8 protein-coding genes, 1 tRNA gene and 1 pseudogene are annotated in these 14260 nt (G+C 56.7%); 5 read left to right on the plus strand and 5 right to left on the minus strand.

Features of this window, described 5'->3' with window-relative positions:
- Nucleotides 1–731: 731 nt before the first annotated feature.
- Both ACVWY3_RS24010 and ACVWY3_RS24015 read right to left on the minus strand, forming a co-directional pair.
- Nucleotides 732–2165: an MATE family efflux transporter gene (locus ACVWY3_RS24010; protein WP_456840669.1), complete on the minus strand. Its 1434-nt coding sequence runs from the start codon at nucleotides 2163–2165 to the stop codon at nucleotides 732–734.
- Nucleotides 2162–8632 (minus strand): amino acid adenylation domain-containing protein, encoded by a 6471-nt coding sequence (locus ACVWY3_RS24015; RefSeq protein ID WP_456840670.1) that lies wholly within the window; start codon nucleotides 8630–8632, stop codon nucleotides 2162–2164. Before ACVWY3_RS24015 ends, ACVWY3_RS24010 begins: the two co-directional genes overlap by 4 nt.
- Before the next feature lie 418 nt (nucleotides 8633–9050).
- Between ACVWY3_RS24015 and ACVWY3_RS24020 the strand changes: the two genes are divergently transcribed.
- The 3 genes from ACVWY3_RS24020 (at nucleotide 9051) to ACVWY3_RS24030 (ending at nucleotide 9839) form a co-directional block, all read left to right on the plus strand.
- Nucleotides 9051–9296: a hypothetical protein gene (locus tag ACVWY3_RS24020; RefSeq protein ID WP_456840671.1), complete on the plus strand. Its 246-nt coding sequence runs from the start codon at nucleotides 9051–9053 to the stop codon at nucleotides 9294–9296.
- Between the two features lie 76 nt (nucleotides 9297–9372).
- Nucleotides 9373–9582, plus strand: coding sequence for a hypothetical protein (locus ACVWY3_RS24025; protein WP_456840672.1), 210 nt, complete (start codon nucleotides 9373–9375; stop codon nucleotides 9580–9582).
- 182 nt (nucleotides 9583–9764) lie between these two features.
- Nucleotides 9765–9839: transfer RNA gene (locus tag ACVWY3_RS24030), tRNA-Phe, on the plus strand.
- 22 nt (nucleotides 9840–9861) lie between these two features.
- Here ACVWY3_RS24030 and ACVWY3_RS24035 read toward each other — a convergent pair.
- The 3 genes from ACVWY3_RS24035 to ACVWY3_RS24045 form a co-directional block, all read right to left on the minus strand.
- Nucleotides 9862–10749: a nucleotidyltransferase domain-containing protein gene (locus ACVWY3_RS24035; RefSeq protein ID WP_456840673.1), complete on the minus strand. Its 888-nt coding sequence runs from the start codon at nucleotides 10747–10749 to the stop codon at nucleotides 9862–9864.
- Between the two features lie 10 nt (nucleotides 10750–10759).
- Nucleotides 10760–11698, minus strand: coding sequence for a patatin-like phospholipase family protein (locus ACVWY3_RS24040; RefSeq protein ID WP_456840674.1), 939 nt, complete (start codon nucleotides 11696–11698; stop codon nucleotides 10760–10762).
- A 160-nt stretch (nucleotides 11699–11858) separates the two neighbouring features.
- Nucleotides 11859–12836 carry a hypothetical protein gene (locus tag ACVWY3_RS24045; RefSeq protein WP_456840675.1) on the minus strand — a complete coding sequence of 326 codons (978 nt, stop codon included), beginning with the start codon at nucleotides 12834–12836 and terminating at the stop codon, nucleotides 11859–11861.
- A 252-nt stretch (nucleotides 12837–13088) separates the two neighbouring features.
- Here ACVWY3_RS24045 and ACVWY3_RS24050 point away from each other — a divergent pair, with 252 nt between their 5' ends.
- The gene (locus ACVWY3_RS24050) at nucleotides 13089–13319 is read left to right on the plus strand and encodes a hypothetical protein (protein ID WP_456840676.1); all 231 of its coding nucleotides are present in this window, start codon (nucleotides 13089–13091) and stop codon (nucleotides 13317–13319) included.
- 26 nt (nucleotides 13320–13345) lie between these two features.
- Nucleotides 13346–13695: pseudogene (locus tag ACVWY3_RS24055) on the plus strand (transposase); the annotation flags it as partial.
- Between the last annotated feature and the right edge of the window lie 565 nt (nucleotides 13696–14260).

Here is a 14260-nt window from a genome sequence, read left to right on the forward strand (position 1 = left end):
TCGCGCACAGCCTCCTCTGCCACTCATTCTCAACAGCAATACGTCTTCCCCACATTGTCGGATACGCAACCCAACTCCAAAGGTCCACGCTGTGGTTCATGTGAGGACGAGCGGATCTGGGCCGCTCGCAAAACTCCAACTGTCGCGTTCCAATGGGCTTCTGTGAGGTCGCCAGACGCAGCACGCAGCTGGTCTTGGCTCGGCGACCTCACGAAACCCACATGATTCCGTCCAATCGGCAATCGTGATTCGATCGTCGCACAGGAGGTTGCGATGCGACGGAGCAAGCAGGACGACGGAACCCCGCGGCCTGTTCCTGGCCAGGCTGGACCAGATTGATCCGGCCGGCGCGGTTCAGCTCCTCGCATCCTCATCTGGGTCAGAGAACTCTTGTCCCTCATTCTGGTCAAGCGATCGCGCACGCTCCGCCCTCCCACCACGCTCATCAGCCATCTTAACGGAGCACCAAGTAGCTCCACCGCGCAGCGATGCGGAAGCCTGCTGCGGCTACTTGCACGACTCGGTCAGTCTCGACGTTCGTCTCGCCCAGTCAAGCGCGCCTCGGTCTTGACGGGCCCGAAACTCTTGGCCAGCGTTCGCTCCCGGCCCGCGCGACACTCGCTTTTTCTTTCATCACGATGGCCGGCGACAATGAATGTCATATGGCGCCTCAATCTCGCACATCACCCTGGAGCCAATACTCAGCGGCCTAATGTTGGCTCCGAACATGTCTAATCAGGCCAAGAAGCATGCTCCATCCCTCCTGGCCGAATGTGTCGGCCGCATCGCCTGAGCTCAACGAACTGACGGCGCATGATAAACAGTGCAATCATTCCGGCGCCTAGCTCCGCGATGGCTTGACTGGCCAACACTCCGCTGAAGCCAGAGATGGCAGGGAATAAGAGTACAGCCGGAATGAAGAGATAATGCCTCGCGAAACACACAGCCGCGCTGAGACGCGCTCTCCCGAGCGATTGAAGCATCGCCGTGACGACAGTCTCAATACCATACAGTCCAAAAAAAAGATGGAAGACGGTGCAGGCAGAAACGGCAATTTCCCTAACGCTATCGCTATCGCTGAACAGCCTGACCAAAGGACGGACAAAAACCATAATGGTCGCGGAATATGCAAAGGAAAGCGCAACCGTGATAGAGAGCATGACCTTTGCAGCCCTCAGTACGCGAGAAAAATCGCGTGCGCCCCAGCCAAAACCCAGGATAGCTTGAGAACCCGTACAGAAACCGCTGATAAGCAGTGCGCCAATCGTTAAGAGTCGCACGGCTATTCCCACGGCCGCGATGGACTCTTCGCCGAAGGGCGCAGCTGCTCCGTACAAGAGCGCAACAGTTATAGCAGATAAGATGCTGGTCACGGTCGCTGGCGCCCCCACGAGCGCGATCTGTCTGATGCGATCTGCTCGCAACAAGATGTGAGACATCCTGACGACGACCATTCCGCGCCGCTTGATAAAATACGCGATATAGAGGCTAATAGCCGCAGTCTGAGACACAAGCGTTGCGAGAGCGGCACCTCGCACACCGAGGTCCAGCACGGTTATGAGCACTGGATCAAGGCCAGCGTTCAGGATGAAGGCGGTCATCATCGTCCACATGCTGAATCGTGTGTTGCCGTCGGCTCGGACGATGAAGCCGTTGACGATGTTCAGAAGCATCAGGGTGCATCCGAACAAAAGCGGCGTCGCATAGTCGAGCGCCAGGGGCATGATGGTTGGAGTTGCACCGAGAGCTAGGAAGATCTCTCGCATGTTTAGAAACAGAGCGACTGTGACCGCGATGCCGACTGGCGCGGCGAGCGCGAGAGCGGTACTGGCGGCTCGACTCGCCTCTAGGTACTCACCAGCACCAAGATGACGAGATATGAACGACGCTGCTCCAACTCCTATCCCCTGTCCGGCCGCCGCGAGCAGGACCACGATCGGCAAGGTCATGCTGACAGCTGCGATCGCCGGCGCGCCGAGTGTGCCAACAAAGATTGCGTTGACGACCTGCTGCAACGCGTTGATCGACAAGCCAACAACAGACGGAATGGCGAGCCGTAGGATAAGTCTGAACAGACTGGGGTCTGATAGATCGACGCGCGCGTTCTTGTTCGGCATCACATCGTGATCGGCCTCGGCGGCGAATTCCGCATCGGGCTCATTCATGGATGAAGGTGTCCCGAGAGCTTCCGAATCTCGCTGATCGTCTGCATCAGCTCCTGTTGCAAGATCGTGCAAAGATGGCGGGTCGCCTCATAATCGACCATGCTCGGATCATAAGTGGTGTCGATCTGTAGACGACCGGATTGATATCCGACCTCGAACCAGAAGAGGTGGATCGCCGCTGCTTGATGCATGTGTTCGCCGATCGAAAGCGGACAAGGATCTGTGTCTAGAAAACGGCGTGGGAAATGGCGCTGCAAACCGGCGCGATAATTCACCCCAATTCTGGGTAGTGGCAGGCGATCGAGCCGACCCCGCGCGGCTGGATCTCGGTTTAGGAATTTCAGGGCCCGAAAGCCAATTCCCCCACGCGGCAGCGCAGTGCGCTGCCGGTATATTGAGCGAGCGCGGTCGGAACGCGACTCCCTTGCGGTGACTTTCAATGGAAGCGGAACGAGCTCGCTGATAAGGCCAATGATCTGAGATGAATCGAAATCATCAAACAGCCGACCTCGTGTCGAGATCAGGCTATCAATCCAGAGCGAATAGTTGCCGAACAGGGCTCCACACGCACCGGACAGGGCAGCAAGAAACACATCAAAGTCCTGACAATGCGCTGATCTGGCCCCGTTACTGAGGAGACCCGCTGTCGCTTCCCCGTCGATCTCAAGATGGTACTTGGCCTGATCTACCGAAAGCGAGCGGTCGTTCGCATCCTCCTGGCGACCTCCGACACTTGCATCGTGAAGCTCTCTCGCGCTTCCATCGGCAACACTCGTGCCTCGCGATGAGGCGCCACTGACACGTAAGTTGAATTGATCGTAGTCAATGCCCTCCCACTGCTTGAGTTCGTCTGGTGCTTCGCTGTTCGCGTAGTGCTCGAGGCGCTTTAACCAGGGAGAGAGCCTTTGTACGGTCTCGGGGCCCCTCACATCATGGCCTGCAGCAAGAGCGCTGTATGCGTCCTCCAATGCTTCCAGGAACAGCCGATAGCCCATCCCATCCGCTACGAAATGATGCATCAGCACCAGCAGGTAGTAATCGCCGCTTTCTGAAGTGCGGAAGGCCACGACGTGAACAAGAGGCGTGTGGCCGTCAAACCGAAACATGTGCTGACGTCTTGCCGAGACGCTCTCGATTGTCCTGCGCTGGTCTGGGCCGGTCATCCGGACGAGATCGATCTCCTCCACAATGCGCTCGGCCGGACAAGGCCCAATCCCCAGCCGTAGTCGATCTTGGGTTCGGGCAACGCGGAGCCTGAGGCCTTCGTGCCTCTCGATGACATGGGCAAGAGCGCGGTCCAGGATCTTGATGTTCAGGATGCCGCCGCGCAAGAAGAACAGATCGCCGATGTTGAAATGCTCGTCAAAGCCGAGAAGAGAATTCCAAAACGATATTAAAGGGGGCACAGGCAGTAAGCCGTCCGCGAAAGTGATGTTGTGGGCGGCCGCCTCTGCTTCCCCGGCCGCCAAGTCCCTGATGGTCGGTGTTCGATAAAGTTGGTTGACAGTGAGATTCAGCCCGGCTTTGCGCGCCAGCGTGATGCAACGTACGCTCAGAAGAGAATCGCCGCCGATATCAAAGAAACTGCTGTCGATACCCACCCCCTTGGCGCCTAATAGATCCTCCCAGATCCGAGCAAGAATCCGCTCGTTCCTGGTGCGGGGCTCAGCTGATGAACTAGTTTCTATTTCGCGGTAAGGAACGCAGGATAGGCGAGCACGGTCTATCTTTCCGCTCGTCGTCAGTGGAATACTGTCAATCAACCTGAAGGTTGCCGGAATCATAGAAGATGGCAATCTGTCGCGCAGGTGGACGAGAAGCTCTCCAGAGCTTAGATTCTCGCGAGCGGGCACCACGCTCGCGGTCAAGCGGCGGTCGTCATCGATGTCTTCCGCGAAGACCGCGGCCTTTGCGATTGCCGGATGAGACTCGAGGGCAACTTCGACCTCCTCCGGCTCGATCCGAAAGCCCCTCACCTTGATCTGGTTGTCCGATCGGCCGCAAATCTCGAGAAGGCCGCTGGTTGAGATGCGTGCGATGTCCCCAGTTCGATAAAGCACGTTGTATTGTCCGCCATCATACGGATTCGGCACGAAACAGCGGTCAGTCCGATCTTGATCGCGCCAGTACCCAGCGCTGAGACAGCGGCCCGCGATGCACAGTTCGCCGGCCGCTCCAACAGGCACTCTCCTCAATCGTGAATCGAGCACGTAGAGTTTGACGTTGTCGATTGGCCTCCCCACCGGGACAAGCGCCGAGTTGTCATCGGTATCCGATGTTTCGTGCACGGCCGCATTGGAGGCGCATTCCGTCGCACCATAGAAGTTCCACAGCGGCACGCCCGGAAAGGACGCACGCCAGCGAGCGGGCAGCGAGGAAGGCATCGGTTCGGCGCTGCTTGTGACCAACCTCAAGGCGGTCCTTTGCGGTTGCCGTTCCTGGGACCCAATGAGACCGGAGAGGACTGGCGGAGAGGCAAAAAAGCGTGTCACGCGATGTTTTGCCAAGCTGCACAACAGCAGATCCGGATCTAGCACCTGCCCTTGGTTGAGGATCAGCGTGGGCACACCTCTCAGAAGTCCACCAAAATACTCCCAAGCGGAGGCAACAAGGCAGGCGGACTTCTGGACAACCATGACGTCGGTGCCATCGAAGGGAAAGCGCCGCCACATCCAGTTCAGCCGGTTAAGAATGGCCGCTTCCGGTATAAGAACCCCCTTCGCCCGGCCTGTGGAGGAGGACGTATATATGAGGTTCGCAATTCGGCGATCTGACGGTGTGTCGCTAGGCGCGAAATCATCCCCCGACACTCTGCACGTTTGTACGGCCAACAGACAAATCGAAGGTATCTCAAAGCCCGGCTCCGTGATATTCGCGTGAACCAAGAGCTTTGCCAGACTATCTCGCAGGATATGTTGGATCCGATCACGCGGATAATCCGGCGCTATCGGCACGACAACAGCATGCAAGCCTCGCGCCGCAAGCATGACAGCGGCAACGTCCGGCGACCGGTCAACCAGCATGGCGACCAAATCGCCAGCCCCCACCTTCATATCCTGCAGTAACGATCGGATAGCCGCTACGCGCTCACGCAGCTGGCCAAACGTGACCTTCCCGAACTCGCCAAAATATGCTACTTTGCCGTGATTAGAGACGCTGATCTGCCCGAAGGCTTCAACAAGCGGACATTCAGATTCATATCGCTGGATCGACCCATCCAGCGAATCCAGAATAGTGAGGTCTGAGGCGCTGAGGCAGCTTAGTTCCTCAATAGGCACAAGCGGCTTATCAACGCAGGCAGCAATCAGACAGCGCAGATTGTTGGCCATTCGAACAGCCAAATCACTCGATATTATGTCTTCCGCATACGCCAGCTGGAGCGCAATCTCATCGCCGTGATCTTGCGCGTACAGTGTTAAGTCGAACTTGACATAGCCGGTGTCGTACTCGCGAAATGTCAGAGCCAACTCGTCTTGACCAATTGGCTCAGCGGCTTCGGAGTACATGTTGAACATGACCTGGAAGATCGGTGATCGACCCGGTTCGCGACATAACCTACTATCCCTGACCATCCATCCGAATGGATAGGCCGAATTTGCGATGGCATCGCTGACCAGGCTCTGGATGCGCCTGGCATGAGCAGCAAAGGACTGACCGGCATCGATCGCGGCTCGGATCGGCAGCATATTCAGGAAAAAGCCAATGATGTCAGCACTGCCAGGTTGATCCCGTACAGCGTGTGGCATGCCCACGACAATATCGTCCTGACCGCTATACATTCGTAGCAGCAGCTGGAAGCAAGCCAGCAGTGTTGTCGACGTGGTGCAGCTATTTTGGCGCGCGAATTCTCTTACCCGGCTGGATAGATCGCCCCCAAGCAGCACTGGATGCGAGCTGCCGCGGTATGAATTTGTTTGAGGGCGCGCTCTTCCAAGCGAAAGCACCGGCGGATCATCACCAATCTGACGACGCCAATAATGACGTTGGCTCTCCAGCGCCTGTGGAGAAACATGTTGTTTTTCCCACGCCGCGTAGCCTGAGAGTGACGCACGGTTCTCTGGCCAAGGCGCCGCAGCATCTAAATACCTCTGCTGAAGATCTCTGAGCAGAACAGAAATCGACCAGGCATCGAGGATGATTTCGTGAGCGGTGATCAATATGAGATGATTGTCGGGACCAAACTGGACCATGCGCGCGCGAAACAAGTGCCCCTGTCCGAGATCGAAATTGTCTTTCAGCTCCGTTCGCCGAAACTGTGCAATGAGCTCCTCAGCCTCGGAGGTGGTGAGATGAGATGCATCGACCAATTCAAGATTTGTGCATGGCGGAGCATCAAAGCACTGAACAGGGCCGTCTTCGTCGATAAAGCGCGCCGAAAGTGCCTGGTGGGAATGAATGACCTCGGTCCAGGCGCGATTGAACCGAGCTAAATCGATGTTTCCCTTAATCCGCAGCCCACCTTGGATGATGTAGTTCCGCGCAGATGGATCGAGCTGTGCCAGAAACCAAAGGTGCTCCTGGAGGTGCGTCAGAGGCGATCGGTTTAGCTTTCTGTATGTCAAGGCTGTGCATGAATTGGACTCAGTGCGAGCCTCGATCGAAGCGGCAAGCGATCGAATTGTGCCATTGAGGACCAGTCTGAAATCCGCTTTCACTCCGAGCAAGGTCTGCAACTGCCCCAATATAAGCATTGCGCGGAGCGAGTCTCCGCCGAGGCTAATGAATTGGTCATTCACACCTATGTTCTCGATACGCAAAATGCCGGACCAGATTTGACGTAGCCGGACTTCGAGGTCTGATTGCGGCTCCTCGAAGGGCGTTGACAATACCGGCCGAACACTCCCCGGGTCAGGCAATGCTGCAAAGTCGACCTTTCCGTTCCTGGTCAGTGGAATACTGCTGACGCGGATGATTCTTTCCGGAAGCATGTAGCTGGGGAGTGCCTCAGCAAGAAAATTCTGAAGGTCGCTTTCCGCCAGTTCAGCCAAAGCCGACACATACGCAACCAGCCGCGGCGATTCGGCTTGCGTCTCCGCCCCAGCTATATCTCGCGCCGTAAGCTTTACACCTGCGCAGACAGAGGCGACTGCGACCGCGCCATGCACCAAGGGATGAGCGGACAAACGAGCTTCGATTTCTCCCAGCTCGATTCTGTGCCCGCGAATCTTGACCTGACGATCCCGTCGACCGAGACATTCCAAAAGACCGTCGGAACGGAGGCGCCCAAGATCACCTGTCCGATATAGGCGCCGGAAGGACGGGTCGTTTGAGAACGGGTTTGGCCCAAACGCGTTCTTGGTGCGGATATGGTCATTGACGTAACCAGCAGCGAGACCGACGCCGCTAACACAGAGTTCGCCGACTTCTCCTACATTGCAGAGCCGTGGTCCGTCCGCGACATAAACCTCAACGTTTTGAATTGGCCTGCCGATCGGCACATAAGGCTCAGCCAGCGCAGGCGGCACCGAAACCAGCTGATGCGTCACGCCGTCGGCGCACTCGGTCGGCCCGTAATGATTGAGAATGGAAACGCGGGGATACAAGGCAAGCCACGCACGCGCCAATCCGGGCGTTAGAGGTTCTCCGACCGTAGAAATAATCCGCAAGCCGTCCATGGTTCGCTCTGCCGCGGCAAGCGACTGCAGATATTCAACAAACACTGCCAGCATCGACGGGACGAATTGGACGACCGTAGCGCCGCATCGTTGAATTGCTTGAAGGAGCGATGACGGCGATCTCAGTGTCGCATCATCGATGATTGATGTAGAGGCTCCGACGCAAAGTCCAGAGAGAAGCTGCCAAAGCGAGATATCAAAGCAGTGCGATGCCGTTTGCGCGACGCAATCCGTCCGAGTGAGACTTAGAGCATCGATCTTTGCCGCCAAATGATTGTTTAGGCCGACGCGCTCGATCATTGCACCCTTAGGCTGGCCCGTCGAACCAGACGTAAACAGAATATAGGCAAGTCCATCGACGTTCGGCGATGGCACAACAGACGAGGTCCGCCCCCGGCGCAGTGCCGCCTCTATAGCTACGAATTGAGGAGCTGCTTTGCTGCTCTCCTGGAATAGGCTGAGCGAATCCGGCCGGTCTCGGCCCATCAACAAAGCGCAGCGGCTCTGCTCGATCATGAATGATGTACGGGAAGTCGGCAGCGAAGGATCGAGCGGTAGGTACGTTGATCCAGCTTTCAAAATTGCGACGACCGTCGTCGCCCAGCTGAGGTCCCGCCCTCCCCAATAGCCGACAACCGCGCCGCGAGCACCCTGCTCTCCTAAGACCTTTGCAAGGGCATCCGATTTTGATCGTAGGGCCTCATATGTGAGTTCGTCTGCGCCGTGCCTCAGCGCAACTCTCTTCGGATCCGAACCTGCAAGCCGATTGATCGCCGTGATCACGTCAACCGGTTGACCTTCCGCAGACAGCTTCTTGCCTGATTGATTTTCCGTAGGCACGCGCCCCACCATTCGTCGCCTTCTTCGGCGCCCAAATCGGAACGCCGGAGCTCGTCATCGAGGTGTGCATGCGCAGCCACCTGATTCCGCACGTCGCACGGTTTTGTCCGTATGACCTTCTCGGTGTTCGCTTCTGGCTCGATGATCGGCAGAGAAACAGGAGGACGCTAGGACCCCGCGTCCACTTTAGCACCTACCTACTCTTGTGGTGGACCTGCCAGCGTGTGCATGGCACCCGCAACCAACGCGCCCACAGGCTCGTTACGGCTTGTGATTATCGTAATTGTCCGATTTCCCGGCCCTCGAGCCGCCACCACCAACCGATCGAGGGCGGGCTGCCCCCCTCCCCCCCCCCCGCGACACAGCTTGTACGACGAAAGACTTTTTACCGTAACCACGCCAGACCAGCTACGCGGCCAAGGCCGGTCGGGTGTTCGCAGGCGGCGAGCTCTATCTTAACGGCTCGTTTGGTGCGTTGCAGACTTGGCGTCATTGGCTCGATGGCGGAGCCGAAGCGATCTTGCCGATCGGCGATACCTTGACGACCCCCAACATCATGCGCGCATGGGAAGCGTTGTCGCCGAATTATGTTTCTGTCACCGACGGATGTGTTCGGGCCACGCTGGAGACGGCAGGCTCCAGCGAACCTATCGCACGCACGAGCACCGGGCGCTGATCAGGCTCATAACCTGATGCTGAAAGGCACAGTCGGTTCGATTCCGACCCTGCATCCACCTCTTGAGGAGAACGCCATGGATGCGGAGCTTCAGTTCTTCGCCTACGAGCACCTCCCGCCGCATCTAAAGGCGGTGAGCAAGCCGTTCGGTAACATGGCGCAGAAGTTGTGCGCCGAGCTCCCGCGCATCGGAGAGCACCACGGCATGCGCAAATTGCTCGAGGCCCAGGGCTGCGCGGTTCGCGCCGTTCTCTCCAAGGATTCGGCTGCGAACATCGACGGCTGAGATTTTTGCGCAGACACTGTGGCGCGTGGCGAGCCCAACCCGTTGTAAACGGGCCTGTTAAACCTGTGGCAGTTCAACTCTGTCTCGGCGCATCATCGTTTTTCCCGGGCGAAAGATTACGGTAGTCGGCGAGAGTGCCGCTCTCGCAGCGTGGGTTCGGACCCCGGCGCCCGCACCAATTCGCCTAGATAGCTCGGTTCGGTAGAGCTCCGCGTTGAAGCCGCGGGACGCGATTTCAAATCCATCTCCAGGCACCACCGACTCGGCTAAGCGTCGCTATCAGGCATTCCAGTAATCAATCGCTTTACTTAGGAATGTAGTGCACTTGTCCGCTCGCCACGTGACCAGCGAGGTGGGATGGAACAAGTAGTAGAGGTCGTTGGCGCAGACGAACTTGGACCGATCGGCCTTCAAAAGCCATTCGAGCGTGTCCTGGACGTTCTGTTGTTCTGTGCCGCCGAAACGGTCAAGCGGAACGTTCCATAGAAGGCCCTCAAGGAAGTATGAAGGTGCAAGCCCGTCCTCGATGATCTTCTTTTCGATCATCGTGTTGCGCAAATTCTTATAAATGCGAGCGGTGTGCTTGAACCAATTCTTCGTATCCTGATGTTTCTTCGTGCAGTTGTCGCTATGTTGGGCCGGGAAGTTGTCGATCCGGATGCCGCTAGAATGGAAGAAAGAGATGCCCTCATAATAGAGTTCATCATTCCAGCTCTTGAACCGTGTGTAGCGCCGGTGTTTGCAGCACACGAGCACGTCAGCGTTTCGGCGGCTCCCATTCCCTTTGATGTAGATTGCCTTTGTGCCTGGCTGTACGTCGCTGCCGTATTTTTTTACGAGCCAGCCTGTGACGTCCTTCTTGAACTGATCAAGCGTGTACGCCGCATCTGAGCGTGCGGCGTTCCACAATTGCTTGTCTTCTTCGGAGAGGTTCGACAGGTCGGTGTAAAATGTCTGATTGAGGCGAATTACCACATCGACGTCGCTGTCGCCGTAAACGTTCGTGTCGTTCTTGTATGACCCCTGAAGGAAGATGCTAAAGTCTTTGGAACAGTAGGGCGAGTTGCTGTCATTTAAGCAATTCTTCAACGTCTCGTATGTTGCGGTGAACTGTTGGGTCGGGCCTTGCTTCGCCCACGTTTTGAGTTGGTCCTCAGAAATCGGCATAGTTGAATTCCTAAATAAGTAGCTTCTGCAGGTCGCCTTCAGCCTTCGCGAACGACTCGCTGCCGCGCTGACGCAGTATGTTCAGTTTGTTTAGATCATGCTCGAAGAGATCAGTGGCCATCTCAGGTTGCTCAAATGTGTCGCTGATCCGGACGGTCGGGATATGTCGGTAGAGGATGTGTCGTAGCTGATCCATCGATTGAGTGTTGATCTCCAGCGTTTTCTGAAGAAGTTGAACACTCAAAAGCATTTGCGCCCATTTCGTGGTGCTAAACCAGGACTGCTTTGGAGCGGGATAAACACCGACACCAACGCTGACCACACGCAGATGCTCGGGCGGCAATTTAAGGGCCATGATCGCGTCGGCGATCGCATACAGAGTGGGGTTGTTGGCGCAGTAGCCACCGTCTATCAATTCGATCTGATCTCCTCTGTCCGTCTTCACAACCTTTCGATCGAAAAAGGGAAAGGCCGAGCACGACGCCTGCACCGCATCTGAAACCCTGACGCCAAAGCCCGGTGAGAAGGTACCCATCCGGCCGTGAGCCTGTTCAATACTCGTCTTGAATATCATTGGACGTTCGATCACCCAGCGTGTCGTAACAATCCCAACTGCGGTCTTCATGTCCTTGAAGGACGCGTCCTTGAACACCTCGTCACCTAGCTTCGCAAGTGCGGCCGATTTGTCGCTACGGGACTTCCTTTTCATCACTGTCGGGACGTGCTCTTCGTAGAGATTGCTGATCTCCGCCACACTCTTTCCGAGCGCGAGGAGCGCAGCGATGATTGCGCCTGTGCTCGTGCCGAAAATGAGGTCGAATTTTTCATGGAGGCGGCAGCCGAGCATTCCCTCGATCTCGCGGAGAACACCCAACGTGTAGAAGCCTTTTGCGCCTCCACCGTCCAAACTCAGAACGCGGCAGGGACGTTCGGCTGAGAAGTCGACCATCGAAAATGCTCAGGTTTTGAAACGGACTATATAGTGCGAGAGGTCGGTCGGCAGAGCAACCTGCCGTTGGGTGACATCCACAGGAGCAAATGCTGCACCGAGGCTCTTGTGCGCTCCAACGGGAGTTTGACCATCGCCGGCGACACTCGCGGCAAATTTTTTACGAGAGTGCCTTTGGCCTGGTCGCTGGAGCCAGCGCTTCAAGGGCCAGTTTCACAAATGAAGGCGGAAGAGCTCCTTGCTTTGCCTTAGTGCTAAGATAGGTCGGCATTTTGTCCTTCAAGTAAACGTCACGCATCCAACGCCGAAACTCTCCCAAGCAGCTGTCCGGGTAGCAGTACGCCGGCTGGGGGTTTGAAGCGGCCTGCGGGAAATAGCTCGGGTAGTTATGCTCGTATTGAATACGTTCACCGTGAGCCGCCTCTAGCCCGGTATCGCGCCAGTGATTTGCCCAATGTTGACCGACACTGATATCCGGGATGAATTTATCGTCTACCTGCGCCCCTTGTCGGATCAACGTGACAATGATGTCCGACATTTCCTTGAACACACTAAAGTAGCCATGGGGCACGGTGTGGAAAACTAGCGACACTCGGTCGTGAAACAGGCTCCAGCTATCTGGTACCCTCGCTGCGGGGCTGTAGCCTAGTTGCGTGTATATGAACTCCCGAAGCGCCATGCCGGCCAACTGACGGAAATTCTGCACTGCTTCTGGCTTGACGTTCGCGCCAGCTTCGAAAGCGTAGTATTCGAGGATGGCGAGGCAAACATAGTCCGGATAAGCGTACACCTGCCGCTTTTCATCAGACACGTCGAAGTAGGGAGCCGTCGGCGTTTGTCCTCGTGCGGACAAGAGATTCTTAATCGTCGTGATCCGAGGTTTTTGAATTTCCTCGTCCCATTCAGCGCCGATTGTGCCGATGTGAGCGTTCTGCACGCCGCATAGACGGGCGAGTCCCCGCTGAGTGAGAAAGGAAGTTCCGTCGCTCAAAACTCCCATTTCGATGCCTTGAATCTCCGTCTGCTTATCGACGTAAACATCCAAAATACCCTGTGCTGGGTTGATTTTCTTTGGACCAGTTTTTGATGGTAAGTGTTTGATTTCTTTCGCCATAGTAGCGATTTCCTCGAAGGTCATCAGACCGCAAATCGGCTTCGCGCACTTTATCGCGCAGCTGCCCGTACGCGTCGTCGTATTTTTCTTCATCGAGCAGAAAGACGGCGCGCGAGGAGCCATCAACGCTGCTTATCGTCACTGTTAGTGCTAGTTGCCCTCGCCAGTTAGCCAATCGGCGCCGTTTCCTCGAGAGGCCGTGATATCAGGTACCAGCTGGATCTACGCTCCCAAAGGCAAGATCGCGATCTATGGGAGCGTGACTACATCCATACCATGACCGGAGAAGCCAAGTATTTTGTGAGCGACGGCTGGTGGTACGAGATTGACGGCGGCGCCGGGAAATATTGGACGCAGGACAACTGGGTCTACACGACGAGCGGCAAAGCGGCCTTTCCTTTTGGTACAGCTAATCCGGAATTGCGGCTCAAAGAGTGGGCAACAGCGCCGCGAAATCCGCTGAAATCCTTGAACGAGCAAGTTACCCACTTGTCCGCACACCGTTGATAAGACGAGAGTCTGAGGTCCCTGCCGGGAAGGTCGTGCGACTGGCGTTGAGTCCCGGCGAGGCGCACGACGTACGACTTGCCGGACGACTGCTCTCTCGCTTGAAGCCCGGGGTCAATGCTGCTTGCCGACCGGGGCTATGACGCCGACAGGATCAAGGAGCTTGCCATGAGGAAGGGAGCGTGAGCCAACATCCCGCAGAAAGGCAAGCGCAGCGATCCGATCTGCTTTAGCCCGCACCTCTACCGCGCTCGCAACCACGTCGAACGGTGTTCAACGGGATCAAGCAATCCCGTCGGGTGGCGACGCGCTACGACAGCTTGCAGGAAACTACCTTGCCTTCGTCCAACTCGCATCTATCCGCCGCGCGTTATGAACGCGCGCCCTAGTTCGGCTTGTGCGGTCTGCTCACGTATTTCCAGGCGCCATCGAGGTGCCCTCAGGCAGTCCTGCCGGTACTAGATGTGATTGCGACCTTAGTGGGCTGGGGGAGACTTGAGACGTTTGGCGTTAGGCTGAGATTTTTTGTCCACCAGCCAACGCGCAACCCAGTGGCATGTTTGGCGGGGCAGTGCCAGCTGCTCGCATGAAAGGTGGCCGATGTCACGAGGCTTAAATGCCGCAGCGGGATCTCTCCTGGGCGATCGTGACCGCGTCTAGGCCCAACATCACGTCGCGGTTGATGCCGAAATGGAGGCGATAGAGCCACCAGATTGCGCAGCACCGGTCACAATCGGAGAGTGCCCGAGCGCGCTTTATTGCGGCTGCGGCGCGCGCTATTGGGTTCATGACACGTCTCATCTGGAAACCCGAACGTCTCGGGGCCAGTGCTCTAAATTTGGTGAGTTCTTGATCGGTGACGGTCCGCTGTCGCGCGCATGCGTCGGCAAAGGATTGGGAGCTGAGGTTCATGTTTGCCATGGAATTGCGCATTTCGAATC

This window comes from Bradyrhizobium sp. USDA 4486 (assembly GCF_054057995.1).